Origin of the sequence: Gimesia aquarii (assembly GCF_007748175.1) — a bacterium.
GTDB lineage: Bacteria > Planctomycetota > Planctomycetia > Planctomycetales > Planctomycetaceae > Gimesia > Gimesia aquarii_A.
In genome coordinates this window covers 5,728,678-5,751,577 of the sequence record NZ_CP037422.1, presented here as the reverse complement: position 1 = coordinate 5,751,577, position 22,900 = coordinate 5,728,678, and the positions used below count along the sequence as shown (strand labels likewise).

At 42.6% G+C, this 22,900-nt stretch carries 17 protein-coding genes; 7 read left to right on the top strand and 10 right to left on the bottom strand.

Annotated features, from left to right (window positions below):
• Positions 1-47: 47 nt before the first annotated feature.
• Positions 48-740 carry a phospholipase D-like domain-containing protein gene (locus tag V202x_RS21790; RefSeq protein ID WP_145178953.1) on the top strand — a complete coding sequence of 231 codons (693 nt, stop codon included), beginning with the start codon at positions 48-50 and terminating at the stop codon, positions 738-740.
• A gap of 44 nt (positions 741-784) precedes the next feature.
• Entirely contained in the window at positions 785-2,167 is a 1,383-nt protein-coding gene (locus V202x_RS21785; RefSeq protein WP_145180729.1) for a sulfatase-like hydrolase/transferase, read from the top strand.
• A 34-nt stretch (positions 2,168-2,201) separates the two neighbouring features.
• Here V202x_RS21785 and V202x_RS21780 read toward each other — a convergent pair whose 3' ends face one another.
• Positions 2,202-2,726: a leucine-rich repeat domain-containing protein gene (locus V202x_RS21780; protein WP_145178952.1), complete on the bottom strand. Its 525-nt coding sequence runs from the start codon at positions 2,724-2,726 to the stop codon at positions 2,202-2,204.
• 166 nt (positions 2,727-2,892) lie between these two features.
• On the opposite strand from V202x_RS21780, the gene V202x_RS21775 reads away from it, so the two are divergent.
• The 3 genes from V202x_RS21775 (at position 2,893) to V202x_RS21765 (ending at position 7,372) form a co-directional block, all read left to right on the top strand.
• Complete coding sequence (locus V202x_RS21775) at positions 2,893-3,432, top strand: peptide chain release factor family protein (protein ID WP_145178951.1); 540 nt, start codon at positions 2,893-2,895, stop codon at positions 3,430-3,432.
• A 241-nt stretch (positions 3,433-3,673) separates the two neighbouring features.
• On the top strand, positions 3,674-5,023 hold the full coding sequence (locus V202x_RS21770) for a DUF58 domain-containing protein (RefSeq protein WP_197993035.1): 1,350 nt from the start codon (positions 3,674-3,676) through the stop codon (positions 5,021-5,023).
• 36 nt (positions 5,024-5,059) lie between these two features.
• Positions 5,060-7,372, top strand: a complete 2,313-nt coding sequence (locus tag V202x_RS21765; RefSeq protein WP_145178949.1) for a DUF3488 and DUF4129 domain-containing transglutaminase family protein — start codon at positions 5,060-5,062, stop codon at positions 7,370-7,372.
• 10 nt (positions 7,373-7,382) lie between these two features.
• Here V202x_RS21765 and V202x_RS21760 read toward each other — a convergent pair whose 3' ends face one another.
• The 5 genes from V202x_RS21760 to V202x_RS21740 form a co-directional block, all read right to left on the bottom strand.
• Positions 7,383-8,444 (bottom strand): ABC transporter permease, encoded by a 1,062-nt coding sequence (locus tag V202x_RS21760; RefSeq protein ID WP_232098624.1) that lies wholly within the window; start codon positions 8,442-8,444, stop codon positions 7,383-7,385.
• 112 nt (positions 8,445-8,556) lie between these two features.
• Positions 8,557-9,543, bottom strand: coding sequence for an ABC transporter permease (locus tag V202x_RS21755; RefSeq protein ID WP_145178947.1), 987 nt, complete (start codon positions 9,541-9,543; stop codon positions 8,557-8,559).
• 112 nt (positions 9,544-9,655) lie between these two features.
• Positions 9,656-11,620 (bottom strand): peptide-binding protein, encoded by a 1,965-nt coding sequence (locus V202x_RS21750; RefSeq protein WP_145178946.1) that lies wholly within the window; start codon positions 11,618-11,620, stop codon positions 9,656-9,658.
• Positions 11,621-11,867: 247 nt separating this feature from the next.
• Positions 11,868-12,305 carry a CAP domain-containing protein gene (locus tag V202x_RS21745; protein WP_145178945.1) on the bottom strand — a complete coding sequence of 146 codons (438 nt, stop codon included), beginning with the start codon at positions 12,303-12,305 and terminating at the stop codon, positions 11,868-11,870.
• Between the two features lie 171 nt (positions 12,306-12,476).
• Positions 12,477-14,348, bottom strand: a complete 1,872-nt coding sequence (locus V202x_RS21740; protein ID WP_145178944.1) for an ABC transporter ATP-binding protein — start codon at positions 14,346-14,348, stop codon at positions 12,477-12,479.
• A 157-nt stretch (positions 14,349-14,505) separates the two neighbouring features.
• On the opposite strand from V202x_RS21740, the gene V202x_RS21735 reads away from it, so the two are divergent.
• Complete coding sequence (locus V202x_RS21735) at positions 14,506-15,456, top strand: glycosylase (protein WP_145178943.1); 951 nt, start codon at positions 14,506-14,508, stop codon at positions 15,454-15,456.
• A 15-nt stretch (positions 15,457-15,471) separates the two neighbouring features.
• On the top strand, positions 15,472-18,081 hold the full coding sequence (locus V202x_RS21730; RefSeq protein WP_145178942.1) for a ComEC/Rec2 family competence protein: 2,610 nt from the start codon (positions 15,472-15,474) through the stop codon (positions 18,079-18,081).
• 40 nt (positions 18,082-18,121) lie between these two features.
• Here the strand turns inward: V202x_RS21730 and V202x_RS21725 are convergent, their stop codons facing one another.
• From V202x_RS21725 to V202x_RS21710, 4 genes are all read right to left on the bottom strand, one after another.
• Positions 18,122-19,075: a tetratricopeptide repeat protein gene (locus V202x_RS21725; protein WP_197993034.1), complete on the bottom strand. Its 954-nt coding sequence runs from the start codon at positions 19,073-19,075 to the stop codon at positions 18,122-18,124.
• A 108-nt stretch (positions 19,076-19,183) separates the two neighbouring features.
• On the bottom strand, positions 19,184-19,411 hold the full coding sequence (locus tag V202x_RS21720) for a winged helix-turn-helix domain-containing protein (RefSeq protein WP_145178940.1): 228 nt from the start codon (positions 19,409-19,411) through the stop codon (positions 19,184-19,186).
• 184 nt (positions 19,412-19,595) lie between these two features.
• Positions 19,596-20,054: a hypothetical protein gene (locus V202x_RS21715; RefSeq protein WP_145178939.1), complete on the bottom strand. Its 459-nt coding sequence runs from the start codon at positions 20,052-20,054 to the stop codon at positions 19,596-19,598.
• Positions 20,055-20,220: 166 nt separating this feature from the next.
• Positions 20,221-22,743, bottom strand: coding sequence for an excinuclease ABC subunit UvrA (locus tag V202x_RS21710; RefSeq protein WP_145178938.1), 2,523 nt, complete (start codon positions 22,741-22,743; stop codon positions 20,221-20,223).
• Between the last annotated feature and the right edge of the window lie 157 nt (positions 22,744-22,900).

Genomic DNA, 22,900 nt, shown 5'->3' with positions numbered 1-22,900 from the left:
ACAACTCCTAGCACCATATTTCTCTAGATAGTATCAATGGCAAACTAATGGATCGTTCACAAATCCGCAATATGCTGTTACAGACATTCGACGATTATAAGATGACTCGTAGCGAACGCACTGCGTTAAATCAAATTTTTTCTCATGTTAAACTGACGGACCAGAGCTTATCCCTGATCCGCGTCGAAGCATTTCAGATCTTTAGAGAGTATAGACCAGCAAGTTCTTCTGACAATGACTGTTTAAATTGGTTAGAAGAAGTTATGAAAATTTTGTCGAATGCTGGTAAAAAAGAATCCTCTCTGAGTTCAGAGGCATTATTCAGCCCTGGAGATGATTGTTCCCATCGAATTTGCAGATTGATTTCTTCTGCCCGTAAGCAGATTGATATCTGTGTTTTCACAATTACTGACGACCGCGTAACAACCGCAATCAAAGATGCGCATCAACGTGGAGTCCAAATTCGTGTTATTTCTGATAATGATAAATCGTTCGACCTCGGTTCTGACATAGAACATCTTTCTGAGTCAGGTATCCCCGTCAGGATTGATAAAACGAAATTTCATATGCATCATAAATTTGCCTTATTTGATTCCCAATTGATACTGACCGGTAGTTATAATTGGACTCGAAGTGCTTCAATAAATAATTCTGAAAATTTGATTATTACGAATGACCCTGATTTGCTGATTCGGTTTGAATCAGAATTTGAAAAGTTATGGACTGATTTCGCAACATAAGAAGCAGCTAACTACGTTCTATGAAACAGAAAGAATCTCATCTGATGCGAGTGCCCCATTCTTTGCAAGCGTTTTTTTTCCTACTACTCATTCTATTCTGGAGTGCGAGCGCAGCAGACGCGAACACAAAACCAGCATCGCCCAATGTACTTGTCATTCTAGTCGATGACCTGGGATATGGGGACCTGAGCAGTTATGGAGCCTCAGACTTAAAGTCGCCTCATATCGACAAACTCATTGCGCGTGGTATGAAATTTACAAACTTTTACGCGAATTGCCCGGTTTGCTCCCCCACAAGAGCTGCTTTATTAACGGGTCACTATCAGGATCTGGTTGGAGTTCCTGGCGTCATTCGCACTCATCCGGAAAATAGCTGGGGATATTTTCTTCCATCAGCTTCAACTTTGGCAAATGTCTTCCAACAAGCCGGGTATCACACGGGAATCATTGGGAAATGGCATCTGGGATTAGAATCACCGAATACGCCAAATGAACGTGGATTTGATACGTTTCGCGGTTTCCTGGGAGACATGATGGACGACTATTATCTCCATCGCAGACACAATGTAAATTACATGCGTTTCAATCAGCAAACAATCACTCCCAAAGGGCATGCAACCGATTTATTTACTGATTGGACTTGTGAGTTTTTGGAACAACAGGCAAAGACAACAGAACCGTTTTTTCTCTACCTGGCCTATAATGCCCCCCATACTCCCATTCAACCTCCCGATGAATGGATTGAAAAGGTGACACGGCGTGAAGCAGGCATTACCGCTAAACGAGCAAAGCTCGTCGCTTTGATTGAGCATTTGGACGCTGGTATTGGCAAAGTAATTCAAACCTTGGATCAAACGGGACTCAGCGAAAATACAATCATTGTTTTCACTTCTGATAATGGAGGCCAGGTAAACGTCGGTGCCAATAATGGTAATTTACGGGACGGGAAGCAAAGTGTTTACGAAGGAGGGCTCAAAGTTCCTGCCGGAATCGTCTGGAAAAATCGAATTGCACCACACTCGCAAAATGATTTTATGGCAATGAGTATGGACTTATTTCCCACACTCTGTGAAGCGGCTGGGATCACAGTTCCCGCCAATTTGGATGCCGTCAGCTTTTTACCCACTCTGGAAGGGAAGTCGCAACCCCCTTTACGAAAGCACTGGTTTTTCCGTAGACGCGAAGGGGGTAATCGATATGGTGGAAAAACAATCGAAGCAATTCGTAGCGGTGATTGGAAATTGCTGCAAAATAGCCCCTTTGCTCCTCTGGAACTTTACAACTTGAAAACGGATCCTCTTGAGACAAAAGACCTCGCACATAAAAATCGTAAAAAGTTTAACGAGCTGTCGGCTTTATTAAGGGCCGAAATTCAACGTTATGGAAGCGTTCCCTGGCAGAAGCCTTTAAATTCTGCTGCAAAATAAGTTAGTAGACAATTTACAGCGGTGGTATTCCCACTTACTTATAAACCACGCTCCCACGCAGATTTGATTTGAGATCTTCAATTGTCTGTGGCTTTACAGCTGTTCCATAGAGAAAGATTTTTTTTAGCTTGGGAAAACGTGTCAACTTACTCACTTCTTCATCGCTAACCCGAGTATAAGCAAGTTCCAGTGATTTTAGATTTGGTAAATTTGTAATCAAGGTCAAGCCTTTATCATTCAATCGCGTTCCATGCAAATTAAGTGACTCCAAATTTGGCAAATCAGATAGTTTTTTCATATCAATGTTTTTAATTTTTGCATTGGTAAGATCAATTTCTCGTATCGAAAAATCTTCTTCTGGAATCTTAGCAGTAGAATCGATGGGCAGATCACTGGAAACTCGAATTACTTTACCTCCCGATTGCAGTACATATTCTGTCACAGGCCGGCTATTTGGATCCTGTGCTTTTCCACACCCTGTAACTGTTAAGTAGACAAGAGCTAAGCAAACTAGCATTGGGAGTCTTAACTTAACCCCATTAATGACAAATTTCAGCATAAGATCCAGGTTCTTGAAGTGATATTAATTCTGACAGGAAATTACTGGCAGTCGATATTTGAAACGACCTATAATAATAGATAACTCATATATCATAATCGGTTGAATCAGCTCTGTGAAGTACTCTTAAAAATCTCTCCTCTTCTTTTACAAAGTCTACTCATTTATGATGACATCATCTGACGCTGTAAACTCTCTCTCTGAAAAAATACACCCCGCCTGTCTTGATCATGAGCTGTTGTTGAAAGACTGCCAAATTCAAAATGTCAGAAGATCTGGACCGGGAGGGCAGCATCGTAACAAAGTCGAAACGGGAGTGGTCATTAAACATCACCCAACAAAGATACTGGGTGAAGCCTCTGAAAAACGCCAACAAGGTCGGAACCGTTCGGTTGCGTTATTTCGATTGCGTATCAATTTGGCTCTTCAACACCGTATACATGAGATTCCAAAATCAGCAAGCAATCTCTGGCAACGGAGAATTTATAACGGGACAATCAAAGCCAATTCTGAACATGATGACTTCCCCGCGTTGCTAGCTGAGGCAATGGATACGCTTGCCTATTATCAGTTTGACCTCAAACAAGCCAGCGAATATTTAAAATGTTCAGCATCACAACTAATTAAATTTCTCAAAAAAGAACCACGCGCGTTTGCCCTCCTCAATCAAAAACGAAACGATTTAGGACTACACGCTTTGAAGTAAATTGGAATTGGCGAACGCAATTAAGATTGTATCTTCAAGCAAAGGATTTTTCCTTCCATTTTTATCCATAGATCTTTCTGTATTTCCTGATAAAATAAAAGCGTCATGGAACGACGACTCCCTCCTGAATCATTCACGACTTTAAGTGTTGCTGGCTGCCAGTAATCAATTCAAAAATATGAAACGTATCTTAATTAAATTTTGGAGTAATCGCGTTGAGTGCCGCCAAGGACTCATTTTGATGCTCATTGGCATATTTATTTTTATATATACATTTCAAGCCCCGCGCACACTGGGACGATTCCACCATAATCTCCCGTTAATCCTGCGTCTTGCCAGTGGAGGCCTCTTTCTCTGGGGACTTCACCATGTACTGCTGATTGTTTTCCCGACGTTAAAACGATTCCAGGTCAAACGCATTGGACGCAACCGCGTTTCACTTCCGCGAGATGGTATGGTTTACCTTATGATGATGATGGTCCTCTTTGTCGGCTCGGTGCTGTCTCGAGAAAATATGTTGATGCTTGTGTTTGCGATGATGACCGGCCCGTTCGTTTTAAATGGCTGGATCACATTCAGTATGTTAAAAAAAATTCAACTCAAGCGGATCATTCCCAAACGGGTGATGGTGGGTGAGTCTTTTACAGCAGAAATTACTCTGAAAAACAGTAAACGCCTCATTGCAGCTTACCTGATGGAAGTAAACGATTACTTTACAAACCAAGATGATCAACTGGAAGCTTCTGTTGTCTTTCGTAGAGTGGGCCCAAGACAGCAGTTATCAGCTCACTATTATGCCAAGTTGATGCGTCGAGGAGTATACGAATTTGGTCCATTACAAGTTTCCACACGGTATCCTCTGGGGTTGGTTAAACGTGGTGCTGTATTTTCAGAATATAGCGAAATCATCGTTCATCCCCAAATCGGAAGATTAAGTTCGCATTGGACTGATGACTTTTTCTCTATTGCAGAAATGGCTCAACAAAACCGAAATCGACGTGGTGTGTTCGATGATGAATTTAACCATATTCGTGAGTATCGGACTGGCGACAGCCAGCGCGCCATTCACTGGCGAAGTTCTGCTCGTCAGGGAGAATTGATGGTTCAGGAATATCAGCAGAATCGAAACTATGATTTGATCATAGGGCTGGACTTGTATTTACCTTCCTCTGCAGATCAGAATCAGCAAGAACGGGTAGAATGGGCAGTCAGCTTTGTCGGAACACTTTGCCGAGAGCATTTAAAGAACAGCCGCGACACCAAGCTGACTCTGATTTCACAGGGAAAGTCACTGGATGTTTTGGAAGTCGGCATCGGTTCGATGGGACTAGAATACTTGCTGGACTTTCTGGCAACATTACAACCAGGAAGTTCAAAGCCTGAAATGAAATTTGGAGCGTCAATCGCACAAGCGCATTCTCAGCGTTCGAGAACAGTTTTAGTGACAACAAGAGAAGAAAACGGTTTGAATAAAGAGGACCATTTACAATCCATTTTTGAAGAGCAAGGGATTGAGATCAACGGACAGCCTATAACGATTGAAGCGGCACCTGAAATCCTCTCGCGCTGGTTGGTTCTGGAAGCAAAATAAATTGACGTTAAAATTAATTCTGGTGGATAGTAAACCGTGAACTTAACACTCACATTTCAACTCAGCATTTATCTGCTCATTTCCTTATCCAGCATCATGTTTATGTTGGCAGAAGGTGGCGCTTTTCCCCAGCTGGTAACAATCCCCCTGGGTTTACTCACGCTGTTCTTCACAGATCGCTGGTCTAAGTTTAGCTTGAGTCCTCTGTGGGCAAATGTTCTGGGGCTCTTTGCTTTTCTGTTTGTGTGTGCCGAGTTTTTTTCAGATATTGAAGGCCGCTTGCTTTCCGGTGCTCACTTTTTAGTCTATCTGACCTGGATCATCCTACTGCAAAAAAAAGGAGACACTCAATACTGGTGGCTCTGCGCGTTAGGATTTCTGCAAATTGCGGTCGGTTCGGTTCTGACGGAATCGGGATATTATGGAATCCTGCTGGTTATTTATTTGTTTTTATCAATCTGGACACTCTCCATTTTTTCGCTTTACCGTACCCGAAACACATTTCTGCAACAGAATTCTCCCGAGGTGATACCCAGATTAGCAGTTGAGAGCAACACAGCTTCCCCTTTCCAACAGACAAGTCAGGTCCGCAGTGGAGTACAGTTTGATCAAAGTCGTCAATGGCTCACTGGCAAATTTTTCTGGGCCACAGCAGGTTGCTCAATCAGCGCATTATTGATCTCAATGTGTTTCTTTTTGTTGATTCCAAGATTATGGGTGAATCGTTCATTCTTTAATAACGAAACGATCGAAGCAGATACCCAACCTTTAGTTGGATTTACTGAAAAAGTACAGTTGGGTGAAATGGGTGAAATTCTAGAAAGTTCAGAACGGGTTTTAGAGCTTTCGATTTATGACAATGAATCTGACGAACCGGTCACAATTTCAGAGTTTGTCGAGAAATTTGGATTGGATGAACCTCTTTTTCGAGGTGCAGTTCTTTCTAACTATAAAAATGGTGGTTGGAGTAAAGTCAGAAGACGATCAAACTGGAGACTCTTAAATTCCTCAGAACTTGACGATCAATCCCTCTACCGTCAAGAAATCACCCTGGAACCGATCGGGACGAACGTTTTATTTATTATGTACCCATGCTTGGGCATGGACATGCTGAGCAATACGGAAAATCTCTTGGATATAGAAACGATGGAAGTTCGCCAATCAGAACCACCGAATCGTAATGAAAATACCAAATACAATGTACTGACAGCCAAAAAACCAGGCGACAATCTTGAACTGGATCAGTTAGATGACCCACGGATGTATCTACAACTACCCAAAAAAGATATACGGAAATTGATTCAGTTCACCAAAGAGTTAATGGCTTCTCACCCGGAATTGAAATCAGATCGCGAGAAAGCCAAATTTATTGAATCGTACTTACGGGATTCAGGAAATTTCAGCTACACACTCAATATGTCAATCGCTGATCCAACGATTGACCCCGTAGAAGATTTTCTGTTTAACCGAAAATCGGGACATTGTGAATATTATGCGTCTGCATTGGCATTGATGCTGAGAGCGATCAAAATTCCAGCACGGGTGATTAGTGGCTTCAAAGGTGGTGAAGAAAAAATGCTCTCAAATCGCTTAGAGATTCAGCAACGCTTTGCTCATTCCTGGGTGGAAGCGTTCCTGGATAATCACTGGGAAACGCTGGACGCAACTCCTGCTTTACAGCGTGCCACAATCGTTGCTCAGAATGCGACCTCATTTAGTAGTTGGAAAGGTATGACAAAAATTTTGTCTGAGTTCTGGTCGGACTATGTCATTGGAGTTTCCTATCAGAGACAAAAACAAACCTTTTATGATCCCATTTTCCGAGTGGGTAAAAAATTAAACCAATGGTTATTCAATTTTCGTTCCATGATTTCAGGCATGGTGGTTAAGGGCAAAAACCTGTTGTTGAACCCGCGTCGTTGGTTCAGTTGGGAAGGAGGGCTTGCTGTTTTTATTATTGCTGGTCTCTTATTTGGGCTGAAGTGGAGTTTACTGCTAATGATCAGATTCGTACGGTATTTATTCCACCCAAAGACAGGACAAAAGAAAGCGTTGAATTCGGTAGATATCGCCTTTTATGAAAAATTTCGATTGTTACTCGCCCAAAAAGGCCTGGTACGAAATCATTCGGAAACTCAGCAAGAGTTTTCAGATCATGTTCAAGTTGATTTGAACTCTGATCTGACGCAGGCCCAAATCATTGATTATCCGGACCGATTTACAAAACTGTTTTATCGGGTCAGATATGGCAACCACCCTCTCGCATCACAAGAATCTGATGAGGTTTCTCAAAAACTGAGCAAACTTGAGGCAGTCTTATCAGAAGAAAAAGATCTCCCACAAAAATAAGCTGTGATTCTCAATTGGCATCTCGTAATCGGGGATCAGATGCTTCCTGCAACCCTTCACCAATCAAATTATAAGCCAAGACAGCCAGAAAGATTGCCATTCCCGGAAAGAAAATCAACCACCACATCTGCAAATTTTGCCTTCCCAGGTTAAGTAGTGTTCCCCAACTCGGGTTTGGAGGCGGTGCCCCAAAACCCAGGAAACTGAGACCACTTTCAATCAAAATCGCTGCTGCGATTCCAAATGTAATGGGAACAAGTACCGGCGCGAGTGAGTTTGGCAAGATGTACCGAAATATAATGCGGAACTGTCCGACTCCCGTCGTTTTCGCTGCCAGGACAAAATCACTTTCACGAAGTTTCATAAACTCAGCACGTGCCAACCGTGCAATTCCAGTCCAGCCTGTACAACCAATGATCGCCATCATGTGCCAAATTGTGGGGGAATCAATAATCGCAATAATGGCGAGTATCAATATTAAAGTCGGGATGCACATCACGACTTCAATCAGGCGACTCAGGACCATATCGATCCATTTCCCATAAAAACCGGCTAAGGCCCCCACAATAATTCCAATAAAGCCGGCAATTCCCATAGATACAAAACCGACTAAAAGAGCGATTGTTGTCCCATGCACCATCTGAGTAAAGACATCGACGCCGCGCTGGTCAGTTCCAAACCAGTTTCTAAGGCTGGGAGCACCATTATCCTGGGTTGGATTACCAGGCAGACCTTTCCATTCATTGTCATATACGCGGCGATAAGGATCCTGATACACTAACGGCCAAATTGCCCAACTATTTGGATCTTTCTCAATGAGATTTTTCGGATAACGATTTCGAAATCGATCCTTTAGAAAAATCGGGTTCTCCCATTCACGTCGAAAATAACCCAATGCCGGAAAATAGATATGCCCTTTATATTTGCAAATAATCGGTTTTGTTCCTGCAATTGCAGGGGCAAATACGGCAACAAACCCTAAAAAACAGATATAAATTAAGGCCAGCATCGCCATTTTTCGGCCCTTGAAACGCTGCCAGGTCTCAGCCCAGAAACTGGGAGATTTTTTCACTGGCTTCGATTCTGAGGAAGCGTTTGTGTTATCTTCAGATTTCTCTTGCATAATGTTTTAATGATTCAAATCGTAAACATGACAAATATTAAAAAAAGATCGCGTCTTATCATTAATGGTCTGCAATTTTGACCCTTGGGTCTGCCAGTGCATAAAAGATGTCAGCCAGCAATTGACCTGCTAAAGTCAAAATCGAAAACATCAAAGTCAATCCCATGATAGTGGGATAGTCTCTTTCCAGGATCGACTCAAAATAAAGTTGTCCCATTCCAGGCCAGCTAAAAATGCGTTCAATGATCACAGAACCACCCAATAATGATGGCAGCGTTAAACCAATTAACGTGACTAACGGAATAAACGTATTACGGAAAGCATGTTTAACGAGCACATTGACAGGACCTAAGCCCTTCGCACGCGCGGTACGAATATAATCCTGCCTCAAAACTTCCTGCATATTTGCTCGAATGAAGCGACTATAATAAGCCAGACTGCCATACGTATAACAAATCACTGGCATCAAGGCATGCTTAAAGATATCCCACGCTTGTTGCGTCGATGTCATGGAAGAATATCCGTCACTCTTCATTCCATAGAGCGGTAGCCAACCTAATTTATTTGCCAGATAGATCTGTAAAAACAAAGCAGCGACAAAGCTGGGAAATGAATAGAGCATATAGAGAATTGTGCCCGTCGTTCTTTCATCCAGTCGTCCCTGGCGTGCGGAAGAATAGAGACCAATGGGAATCGCCAACAGATAGGTTAGCAGTAAAGAACTCACGGATAAAATCAATGTGGGGCCCATCCGCTCCATGATCAAGCGGGCAACGGGTTGCTTCCGGGAGATTGACCGTCCAAAATCAAACTGCACCACATTTTTTACCCATAACAGGTAAGCTTGTGGCCAGGGTTTATCCAGCCCATAAGCTTTTTTCATACGCTCAATATCTGCTGGGTTCAGTTCTTTTCCAGGATCAATCATTGCCATATTCACAGAAATAGGCGTACCTGGCATATTTCGAATCAAGCCGAAGATCATGAAGGTAATCAGGATGAGGGTAATGAACCCGATGAAGAGCCTTCGCACGAGATAGCTGAACATGCTTTTCAATCAATCCACAAACAGAATCACTACAAATAACAATACCACTCTGCGCTGTCTGTAAGCTCACTGCCATTCTTAGTGAACTCAGAATGACAGTGAAAATTAGAGACTATTTTGGGACGGGCTTCCAAAGGCTGCTGAAGCCAGGGCCATATCCATAGGGACCGCGTGGACTGAATACGTACCCTCGCAAATCCTTGTTAAATCCATAGAAAGAATTTCGAAAATAGAGCCATGTATAAGGCTGATCTTCGTAGAGGATTTTATGAATTTTTCCGTAAATCTTCGCTCGTTTGTCTTTATCAAACTCTCGACGCCCTTCTTCAAAGAGTTTGTCAATTTCTGGATTTGAGTATTCTCCGTAGTTTCTGCCTGCACCTGTTTTCCATAAGTTAATGGAAGTGTCGGGATCCGTGCCTGTTCCCCACCCGGCAAACATCGCCTGAAATTGATGTTTACGAGATTTTTCCTGCATCACAGTAAACTCAGTCGGTTTCACATCACAAATGATACCAATTTGCTCCAGGTTCTCTTTAAGCAGCGTACAGATCGAACGTGATAACGGTCTGTTGGACGTCATAATCGAAAACCGAAACGGAATTACTTTTCCATCAAATTCTTTGTCACGAATTCCATCACCGTCGTGATCGATCCAGCCCGCTTCATCGAGTAGATCCTCTGCTTTATCCAAATCTTGTTTGTACGGTTTTGTCATTGGCTTTGGCGACATCCAAGCCGTTTCGTGATAAATCCCGGTGCATGGTTGATAGAGGCCATAACAGAGTTCATTCAGCATTTCATCATGATCGAAGGCATAAGCCATTGCCTGTCGTACTTTTTTGTCTTGAAAGAATAACGTCTTTGTGTTCCAACCAAAGTAAAAATAGACCCACTCCAGACCATTTGCCTTTGTACAATTCTTATAAAAGTCCTCGCCTTTGGTTTGGGTTTTCCAGAGCTCGGGGTTCAATGCCATTTCATCAATTTCCCCTTTTTTCAAGGCCAATAGCGCCGTGTTCGGGTCTTGAATAATTCGCAAACGGACTCGCTCAAAATAAGGACGAGTGCGGACCTCTTTCCCATCATGCATATACCAGCTCTCACGACGTCGGAGCAATATTTCCTGGCCGCGCACTCTTTTCTCGTATTCATAAGGACCACCGGTAACAGGATTGTTTTCATATTTCACATGGTATTCACTATCCTGAAGAGTCGGATCGGTTTCTAATTCTTTCTCATAAATGTGCTTGGGAATAATGGGAAAATTAAGATTCCAGACGTTTGTTGGCAGGGATTCTTTGTGAAAGAAAACCAGAGTTTGATCATCGTAGGCTTGAATCCAACGAATCTGGTCCGTTCCAGACCGCACAGCAGGAACAGGGACTTTGGGGTTCATGATGGTCTTGAAGGTAAAGACAATATCATGCGCGGTAATCGGTACGCCATCTGACCAGGTGAGATCATCTCGCAGCACGACTTTGTCGTAAAGTTTATCTTCACTGGTATCCCACGAAACAACGGTGTCTGAGACAGCGAATGGAATGAAGTTCCAGTCGAAACTAAATAAGCCAAAACCGGTCAGAGAAGAGACTTCAAATTCAACCGAAGAGCTACCCATAATTGGATTGGTACTTTTGAGGTCCGCCAAGACATGACGATTGATAGTTGCCCCCCAATCGACGTCTTCCACACTTTCGGGAAGTCTGCCTAACGCGCTCAAGATTTTTTCATTGATTTCCTGATTGGTATTTTTGAGCTTAAGAGCCTCAGAAACACTAACCAGTGGTTTTTCTTTACTCTGACGTTCGCGTAACAGTTCCAAACTATCTAGTACAGGCTGTTTCTCCCATTTCGCTTTTGCGTCCAGCTCAGCAAGAGTAGGAGCATCGAATGGCTCCAATAACACTTCAGGAGGTTCTTCTGATTTTTTTTCATCAGAATTCGAATTTGAATCGGTATCCGATTTTGAAACCGCTTCTTCAGTCTTCTCCGTGGAAGGGCCGGGGCATCCTGTGAGAAATATTGTGAATGAGAGAGTCAACAGTAGCAGATTCAGGCGGGAAACTAGATACATGGACATTCCTTCAAATTACTCCGTTGCAAAGTCGGAAAAATCACTTAATAGCCAGGATTGAGGTCAACACGCAATCCAAGCCAAACTACATGAGTCACTAGAGCTAGATTGTGGCAGACTGGGTCAAATAGAACAAGGCTGATTTTGGTTTTAAACGCAAGAAGCGTTTAGACTTATCATCAACCAAAATCAGCCTTGTGATTATTAACTTAGTGGCAATTGCCTTCAGAGCATTTTTTCCTCGCTCTTATTGAAAGACCCCCACCCAGTAATATTGACCATTAATGACCATGTAGCCGAAACCAGCTTGCGTTCCGGTTAACATTATAGAGTGATGAGCCGGTGAAGCGATCCAACCATTGACGGCCGCTTCTGCTGTCGTAGGGCCTTGGAAGATGATTTCCGGCCAAGGTAGATTACTATGCTGATAGTAACCAGTTTCTGCCATCCAGGTGGCATGTTCTTGTGCTTTGAGGCACATCTTTGTGTTCAAAGTCAGTGCGGGCAACCCGTGCCGAGCCCGTTCTTTATTGTGCAGCTTTAAGAGTTTTTGAATTGTGGGGTGTTTGATCAACCAATCATGTTCCCCCTTCTTTTTCTTTGTTTCTTCTGCAGAAACAGGTTGAATGAGCAGCAGACACAACAGACTTGCTAAAACAACTCTCCATGATGATTTTATTGTCATGTTCTTTTCCTAATCTTTCCATACAGGATGTCAAAATGTTAAACCGGCATAAAGCTTGCCGGTTCCGCAGACTACGGGGAAAAGATTAGCAATGGCAATTCTGGTGGTCTACTGTACGGGAGGGAGAAATTGGAAATCTCAAAACATATCTACAAATTTACATATATATGATCATTCACGCTTCAATGCTCGATTTTTCCTATGTTCAACACGATCCTTGATTTGCATCAGATTATCCGTGGGAACCGAATCAATCAACTTTCTTGTATAGTCTTCATGAGGATTCTGATAAATCATTTCGGAAGGACCGATTTCGACCAGTTTTCCCGCATTCATGACTGCCATCATATCAGACATAAACTTGACGACACTCAAATCATGGCTGATGAAAATATAAGTCAGGTTGTGTTGTTCCTGTAAATCTTTGAGCAAATTCAGTACTTGTGCCTGTACGGAGACGTCCAGAGCTGAAACAGATTCATCACAAATAATGAATTCTGGTTCGACCGCCAAGGCACGTGCGATTGAGATTCTCTGACGCTGACCCCCAGAAAACTCATGAGGATAGCGATCCAGATAATCAGATTGTAATCCCACCTCCTCCAGTAGTGCAGCAGCTCGATCCCGACGATCCTGTTTTGACTTTCCCAGATTATGAGCGGTCATCGATTCAGTGATAATAGTCGAAATCATCATACGAGGATTCAATGAGCTATATGGATCCTGAAAGATAATTTGCACCTTACGACAAAATGGTTTTCTCCCTGCACGACTCATATGAGCAAGGTCGTTTCCTTCCAATAGAATTTTTCCATCAGTAACGGGGGCGAGGCCCACAATTGCCTTGCCTGTTGTTGTTTTTCCACAACCAGATTCCCCTACAAGACCCAATGTTTGTCCACGATAAATATTCAAGGAGATTCCATCGACCGCTTTGACATGATCAACGGTTCGTCTCAATATTCCACTTTTGATCGGGTAGTAAACCTGTAACTGATCCAGCCGCAAGATGGGTTCTTCACCATCGCTGACAAATTGAGTCTCAGGATGGTCTTTGACTTCATTCCATTCATACCCAACCTTTTCCAGTTCTGTGCGGGGATGTAATAATCGTTTACGCCCCAGCGAAGTCAGTTTTAAAAACTGACTCTCATCAAACTTCTTTTCACGGATTGTGCAATCTCCCGTATCAGATTCTTCAATATCCATGAAATCAGAAACCGTCGGGAGTCGCTTGTATGTTGTATCTAATGCAGGCCGACAAGCCAGCAAACCCTTTGTATAAGGATGCTCGGGATTTTCAAAAATATCGACAACTGGTTTATACTCAACTAATTTACCACGAAACATTACGGCGACATCATCGGCAATTTCAGCAATCACACCCAAATCGTGGGTGATAAATAAAACAGACATGCCACGCTCGTCGCGTAATTTTCGAATCAAATTGAGAATTTGCGCCTGGATTGTGACATCAAGCGCTGTGGTCGGTTCATCGGCAATCAAAAGTTCCGGATTACAGCTTAGCGCCATAGCGATCATCACACGCTGCTTCTGGCCTCCTGACATTTCATGAGGAAAACTTGAAAACCTGCGTTCGGGGTCTAAGATCCCCACCTCATGGAATAGGGCAATGGTTCTCTGTTTTGCTTCCACAGAACTGACCTGCTGATGTAGCATAATGGCCTCCATCACTTGCTTTCCCACGCGAAAAACAGGATTCAGAGAAGTGCCCGGTTCCTGAAAAATCATGCTGATTTCGCTGCCACGAATCCCGCGCATTTCTGGATCCGACAACTTGACAAGGTCTTTCCCCAGGAAGGAAATTGATCCGGCATCAATTTCTGCGGCGGCTTCGGGAAGCAGTTTCATAATGGAAAGCGAAGTGACTGATTTTCCAGAACCAGATTCACCGACCAAACCCAGGGTTTTTCCTTTTTCAATTTTGATCGTCAAATCTTCCACAGCCTTCACAATGCCACGGCTCGTGTGAAAGTAAGTTTTCAATCCCTGAATATCAAGTAATGCAGTTGTATCTGACATGGAATTACCTTTTGAAGTTTATTTCTAATACCCATAGCCTAAGGCGTATTGAAATTTCATTTGTTGTTCTTTGTATTTTTCAAAGTGACTTGCGTATAATAGCGAATCTCGTGCAAGATGGGAGAGGAAACTCTAGAAACCTGATGATTGGGAAAAAATGGCTAAGATTGTTCTGAAAGCATGTCCTGAGTTATTTCATCGTTGTTTGTTGCTACTCTCATTTATTTTGTGTGTAAGCAATACTGCTTCGGCTGAAGATCTTGTTTTTCCCAAAGTGCTCACCCATTTTGTTCCCTATCAAAACAATCCGATCTTCGAAGCAGAAGGCCCCGGACATTGGGACGTAAAAATACGTGAACGCGGTTGGATTCTCAAAGAGGGAAACTTCTATCATATGTGGTTCACAGGCTATGATGGCACCAGAGCAGGCTTGAAAATGCTAGGCTATGCCTATTCCTGTGACGGAATACACTGGACACGTTCTCCCTGCAATCCAATATACAAAGACCATTGGGTGGAAGATATGATGGTCGTCAAACAGGGAAACATTTATCACATGTTTGCAGAAGGCAAGCATGATATTGCACAACACCTCACCTCTACTGATGCGATCAACTGGAAACGAGTAGGCCCATTGGATGTCCGACTCGCAAACGGCTCACCTATACCAGCAGGTCCCTATGGAACCCCCACAGTCTGGTATGAAGACGGATATTGGTATCTCTTTTACGAAAGACGAGATGCAGGAATCTGGCTCGCTCGCTCACCTGATTTAAAAGTCTGGACGAATCTCAATGAAGATCGTCCGGTGCTGATCCCCGGACCCAATGCCTATGATCAGAAGATGATTGCCACAAATCAGATTCTGAAGTATCAGGGAGTTTATTATATGATTTACCATGGAACCGCTGCCGCTCAAAAGCCATCTTTATGGACCACAAATATAGCAGCATCAAAAGACCTCATTCACTGGGTCAAGTATTCAGGAAACCCGCTGACTCCCTCTTCAGCCAATCAATCAAGTGGGCTTCTGATTCCAGACGGGAAACGCTTTCGGCTTTATACCATGCATAATCAAGTCGATTTGCATTTACCTCAGAAACGCTAAGTCGAGAATGAGGTCATGGTATCCATTTCAAAACGCGAACCCTCTGCCCTCGATTCTGATCCTAAACTAATTTCGGACTTTGCTACGAAAGATTCAAGTCGCTCTCCTGCATTAAGCGTATTTGTTAGTTTTTCGCTGGGAATTCTGTTGGATTTCTATTTTCATCCAGACTTATTTGACTGGATGATTCTCGGTGGTCTAACCACGATTTCCTGGATTCTCAGTTACCGATTTCAGAGAAATTCTCTTTCTACAGTAATTCTTTTGCTACTGGTCGTCTGCCTGGGAGGAATGCGGCATCATGAGTTCTGGTTTTGTCATCCTCCACATCATATTACAGGCGTGCTGAAGAACGACACTCAACAAGACCCAAACTCAAAAATCATTCAAGTGATGGGAACGGTTTGTACAAAGCCACAAATCGAGATTCCGGCAGATGAAGAACAGTTTGACCCAGATCAGCCTACCCAACGAACTAATTTGATTCTCGATTGCAGAGAACTCATCGCCGATGCAGCAAAGGTTCCCGTAACTGGAAAAATTTATGTCACGATTTCTGATCCGGTTCATCAAGTAAAACAGGGACAACTTCCCCTTCTTTCTGTTGGTGATCTCATTGAACTGTCTGGCGAATTAAAACGGTTTTCCAGTCAGGAGAACCCACATGATTTCGACATTCAGACTTATTTTCGTCAACAGCAAATTGGTGCTGTGTTACGAGTCAAGTCGTCACATGCTGCCAATATTGTTTCGAAACGAGATTCGATTTCGTGGTTCTCTCTACGTCAATATTTTCGTAACAGATTTACACAACAAATCAAAAAACATACCAGCAAACAAACTCAAGCGATTGGACTCGCCCTTTTACTGGGAGATCGATCCGAACTCTCTGCGGCAACTCGAAAGAAATTCAGTCAAACAGGTTTGATTCACTTTTTAGCAATCTCAGGTCTACACATTGGTTTTTTTGCACTCTTTGTCTGGGGGATTTGCCATGTTCTGAATTTGCCGAGATCGATTTCTGTCAGCTTACTCATTTGCGCGATTCTGTTTTATCTTTCTATAATTGAAATTCGTCCGCCAATTCTGAGAGCTGCTTCATTTTGTGTCCTTGTTACTTTAGGACTCATAAACTGGAGAGCAATCACAACCTTAAATCTTGTCTGTCTTTCCGCACTCATCATTTTAGTCATCAACCCGACTGACTTATTTGATATCGGTGCACAACTATCGTTCCTTGCAGTCTCTGCGATCCTCTGGACGGTTCAGCAGGAATTTTATCAAAACCCTTTTCAGCAATCCTGGGTTCCCTTGCGATGGCGTTTTTTGGCCAGTAACCCCTCACTACAATCACCTCTGCAATGGTTTTCAATTCGATATTTCCGTTTACTGTATAGTATTTTTCTCGTGACCACTTTTATTTGGATCGTCACAGCCCCTTTAGTGCTCTATCACTTTAAGCTGATTGCGCCCATTGGGTTATTAATCAATGCTCTGATCTTCCCTTTTTTATTCCTTATTTTACTATTGGGCTACTTACTCATATTTGTGGGTTCACTCATTCCCTTTTCAGGCAATCTGTTTGGAGCCTGCTTTGACTACTGTGTGCAACTATTACTCTGGATTGTTGAGTATGCTTCTTCAATTCCTTTTTCCCACTTTGAATTACCGGCCCCCCCTCTATGGTGGCTGATAGTCTATTATTCATTGTTAGTGTTCATCATTTTGCCTATTCAAGCTAATCTGAAACTGGGTTGGAACTGGTTCTTCCATAAGCTTCGCGTGTCAATCATTCCTATCTGGATCATCGTTGGCTTACTTGTTTCTCTGTGTGTATCAGAATCAACTTCGTTTCGCTGTACTTTCATTGCTGTAAACCATGGAATTTCAATCCTGCTCGAACTACCAGATGGTAAGACGATACTCTACGATGCCGGCTCGATGTCCCCTGTTGAGCAAACGTATTCCAAAATCAAAAACACCTTACTGGCTCATCGAATTAAAAGAATCGATTTGCTCTTAATTTCACATGCTGATCGTGATCATTTTAATGCAGCCACAAAATTAATCTCGAATCAATACATCAGAGAATTAGCATTCCCGCAGGCATTTCTAAGCCAAAACCAAAAGGGTCCTCTTATCCTGTGTGATACGGCATTTCAGCATGATGTGCCTGTCAAGATTATCGGAAAAGGCGATCAGATTGCATTTGATTCTGGGGTTAAGCTTGAAGTGCTACATCCACGCTTCTCAGAAATATATGACGATGATAATCCAGCAAGCCTTACAATCCTGATTACCTTCAAGGGGCGTCAAATTCTGTTGACGGGAGATTTAGAAGGAGAAGGCTTAAATCAGTTACTGTCTGAACCAATCACGGCTCCTCTCGATGTCCTGCTTTCCCCACATCATGGCAGCCTATCAGCTAATACGACAGAATTAGCTCGCTGGGCAAATCCGAGATACCTGATAATCAGTGGTGGTAAAAATCAGACTGCGACTCACTTAGAAAAAGTTTATGCGTCGAATACGAACATCTTTTCCACTACATCTGAAGGTGCAATTACCTGCCTGATTGATAACGCAGGAAAGTTGAAGCTAACACCTTTTCGCTCAAGAGAATAATGAAACGAAATCGAGATACAGATTGAATAAGCATCTTTCATTAATCCACGTCAATGGCATTCACTATCTCTTCATGGGCACGCAGTTCAAGCATCTTGTGCTTAAGTAGTTTTCGGATGTTATGTAATGAATTTACATTTTTTTGGAACTGATCATTCGCCTCTTCCAGCTCTGAGTAGTGTTTTTCTCCCTGTGAGATACACCGATTTAAATTAAGTAGACTGGGAGTAAAACCTTTTTTTAAATCATCAACTACAGCATGCGCTGTATCTTGAATATCATTACATAGATCGTGAATTTCCTTCCGATCTTTCTCTCGTTCTTCTGGAGAAAGAGCTTTTGCCGCTGCAGAGATATTTTTTTTTCTCAGAGCAGATTCATCGACCAGCCTTCCGAAGGGATTAATTTTCTGCTTTTCTTTCGTTGTTTCAGTATCCAGATTTTTTAGAGCATTGGCTGCTTTTTTAAACTGGGGCGAAATTTCAAGTGTTCTCGTAAAACTTAAATGCGCCTGAGTATGATTTTTCATTTCCAGATAAACATTCCCCAGATTGAAATGTGCATCGACCATCTCAGGATCAAACACAATCGCCTGCTTGTAGGCAGTGACTGCCATGCTTAGCTGATTTAATCCTTTGTGGGCAATCCCCATGTTATAAAAGGCATCTGCAGATTTTTTATCTTTCTGGACTGCTTTACGCAGCACACTCAACGCCTGCTTATATTCCCCCATGCGATTATAAATTGCACCCATGTTAATATAAGAAGAGGCTTCAGCAGGTGCGAGTCGCGTTAGTTCTTCAAAATGTTTAATCGCATCTTCATACCGCTTTAACTGAAAATAAGCGGCTGCAATGCCTGAGTGTGCTTTTTTTTCAGCTGGTTTGAGACTGATGATTCTCTGATACGCCTCGATTGCATCGTCGATTTGCTGTTTTTTTAAATGCTGACGTGCTTGCTGAAACAGTTCTGTGACATTTGAGTCGGCTACCACCGAATTTCTCCCTCCAGGGCAATTCACAGACAAGTTAACCTAACTCTTTATTAGCAGAGAGGTGCCCGGCTCTCTGAAATGAAAGATCGGCTTTGACTTAAACTAATTCTATTCATTCACAAGCGATATGAGTTTACTCCGCGTGCCTTTATGGAATTGAATTTTTCCTTCTCTGCCAAGCCAGCCTACAGCTTGCATCACAAGATCGCGCGGTGCATCGATTTCGCGCGATAATTTACTTAATGTAACTGGTTCGTTTTCACTTAAATATTCCCAGACAACTCCTGCTACAACACCAATGCTTTCAACTTCATGGGATTCAATTTCCACAGACATTAGATGGCTCCTGAACTATAAACCCACAGATTCCAGAAATAGAAAGTGTTTTATTCCAAACCTAGCGAAATCCAATAATTAACTTAACATAACCGAGGCTTATAATGATCCCCATTATAGAACCGAATAACTTTGGGAAGCAATCATGGAATCCGAAAGTTTTAACTTACAGAGAAGAATTTACTTATACAATTTTTAAATAATCATCAAAATCACTGTCAAAACAGTCCAGACTTTCTGAGATTGCTTCGAGATCCTTTAAGGATCTCTGCAAGTCCTGGTCCGTTCCTTGATATAAAACAAACGCAGTAAATAACTCGGCTTCAAATGTACGTAAAAATGCACTGTTAATTAATTCAGAACACACAAATTCAATGTCACGCCCCAGACAGTCTTTGCCAGCCAACTTGACGTTTTTTTTGTAAATATCCAGTTCCTCGTATTCGTCCTGGAAGACTTCCAACGCACGATCAAGTAGTTCCTCCGCCGAGATTTCTGCTAGAAATAATGAAATCATCCAGAATGAGGAATCACCACCACTCACACTCACCTGGATTTCTCCTTTGGTTTCATTCACCTCTTTTGAAAGTTCCCAATCATCAGGATATTCGAAAGAGATTCCATATTCTTGAAATAGATTCATTGGTCACTCTGGTAGGATTACATTATTTTCAAACAGAATAATAAAGGATTGATTTCATTTTTGAAATTCTAACTTTTTCAAATTGATTCATTAACAACCATATGTATTGTAAAATCAGAAATCGACGTTCATGCGTGACTAGAATACCTTAACCGATTGCTAAAATCTACAAAGCACGATTTAGCATCCGGCCTGTCGGTCCTGCTTCTCGCAAGGCAATCTCCTCAGGAGTCCCTTCATCAATAATCTGCCCGCCTGCTTCTCCTCCTTCAGGGCCGAGATCAACAATCCAATCTGCTGCGAATATGACCTGTGGATGATGCTCAATCATCAAAACGGAATGATTTTGTTGGAGTAATCGTCGCAATAGATTCAATAATCGGTCAATATCTGCTGCATGTAGCCCTCGCGTTGGTTCATCCAGAACTAAAAGTGTATTCCCGGTACTCCCTATGGCTAATTCCGTTGCCAATTTCAGCCTTTGGGCTTCGCCTCCTGAGAGCATCGTCGAAGGTTGTCCTAATGCGAGGTAACCCAAACCAGTTTCTTTGAGAGTTCGTAAGACTTTACTGACTTTGGGAATTTGATCAAAAAAAGTGGTCGCTTCATCAATCGACATTTCCAATAGATCACTGACAGATTTTCCTCGGTACTTTACAGATAATGTCTGTCGATTAAATCGCTTCGTTTTACATTCGCGACAGGGTAAATAAATGTCGGGAAGGAATTGTAAATCGATGCGACGAAAACCTTGCCCCTGACAAATGGCACAACGCCCTTCTTTTGCATTAAAACTAAAGCGTCTGGCAGTATAGCCACGTATTCGAGCTATTTTTGTTTTTGCAAATAGTTTACGTATTTCGTCCCAGACACCACAAAAAGTGGCGGGATTTGATCGGCCGCTTCTTCCAATCGGAGATTGATCAATTTTTCTGACATGCTGGAGTTGATCCGCTCCTTCCAACGACAAATACTCCAAAGACTGATCGTGGCTTCCCTTTATTGCATTTTGTAAAGCGGGAACTAAAGTGTCCATTACAAGTGAGCTTTTCCCACAACCGCTGACCCCGGTAACACAAACCAGTTTCTGTAATGGAACTTTAAAAGTGACATCTTTTAAGTTATGAAATCGGGCACCAGTCAGAACGATCTCCTCATCAATGTCATCTTTATCTGGCGTATTGGAACGATTAAACTGAAATTTGGTATTTAAAGCGCGTGCTGTAAAGGATTTTGTGTTTTGAATAACCTGCTGATAAGTGCCGCTGGCAACGATTTCGCCTCCCTGCTCTCCTGCCTGTGGACCAAGATCAAGCAGAAAATCGCATGCGAGGACGACATCTAAATCGTGCTCGACAACTACAACCGTATTTCCAGATTGTTTCAGTCTGTTCAGAATCTGGAGCAGCTTCTCTGTTTCACTGGCATGTAAACCAACGGTCGGCTCATCGAGAATATAACAGGCCCCCGTCGAACCAGAACCGAGACAAGCTGCTAATCGGGCTCGTTGATGTTCGCCCCCCGATAAAGTGCGGGTAGAACGAGCTAATCCGATATATCCCAGGCCAATTTCGCAAAGATACTCTAATCGATTCTTAATCGCTGGTATCATCTGGCTGGCAATTTCCTGATCTTTCGTAGTATATGACTTCAATTCATTGTTTTCCCAAGTCTCTACCCATGTTAAAACTCCAGGAGCGGTTTGACTCATGATTTGATCAATTGAGCTCCCGCTTATTTTCACCGAACGGCTATAGGTATTGATTCGGGCTCCCTGACATTCGGGACAGGTTTGTTCCTTATCTGAGTCGTCTTCAATTACTCCGAGTCCCTGACAGAGTTGGCATGCGCCATAAGGGCTATTAAAACTAAAACTTCTCGGCTCGGGATCGGGAAAACTGAGGCTACATCTTCCACAAGCGAGTCTTGTACTCAAAAAACGGTCTGACCACCCACTCTCCATTTCCTGACTGACAATACAGGTACCATTACCATGTTTTAAAGCGAGATCAACAGACTCTTTAAGGCGCGCATTTATTCCTTCCTTGACAATGATCCGGTCAATAATGATTTCAATGTCATGGTAATCATTTTCCTGGAGCTCTGGTGGTTGGGCCACATCAATGACAACACCATCGACTCTGGCGCGAACGAATCCTTCTTTTGCTATTTTATTTAAAAGCGCGGTATGTTCTCCTTTTTTCGCTTTAATCAGCGGAGAAAGAATCATCACTTTCTGTCGTTGTTCTAACTTGAGAATCAAATCGACAATCTGTTCTGCAGACTGCTGGTGAAGTGGCTGTTCACACTGACTGCAATAGACGGTCCCCAGCTGCGCGTAAAGCAAACGAAAATAATCATACAGCTCGGTCATCGTCGCCAGAGTGCTTCGGCGGGATTGCGATCGTTGCACTTGATCAATACTAATGGTAGGCGGCAATCCACTAATTTGATCAACGTCAGCTGGTTGCATCTGGCTTAACAACTGGCGTGTACCAGGAGACATATTTTCGATAAAACGCCGTTGACCTTCGCTATGAATCGTATCAAATACCAGGCTACTTTTCCCACTCCCACTCACCCCAGTCACGACAGTCAGTTGATTATGGGGTAGATCCACATTGATATTTTTGAGGTTATGGCAGCGTGCGCCCCGAATTCGGATATAACTCTCATTTTGATTCGACATAGGGTAATTTCGCGCACTTCATGATTCTTGCAGTGAGTATTTAATTTCAAATAATGTGTTTGCCAAAATTATGTAAGCCGTTCGATGGTATCAAAGATTATCAATTGATATGATTCTGGAATAGTCTAAATTTTCAAAAAGTTTTTTCTCGACCGAC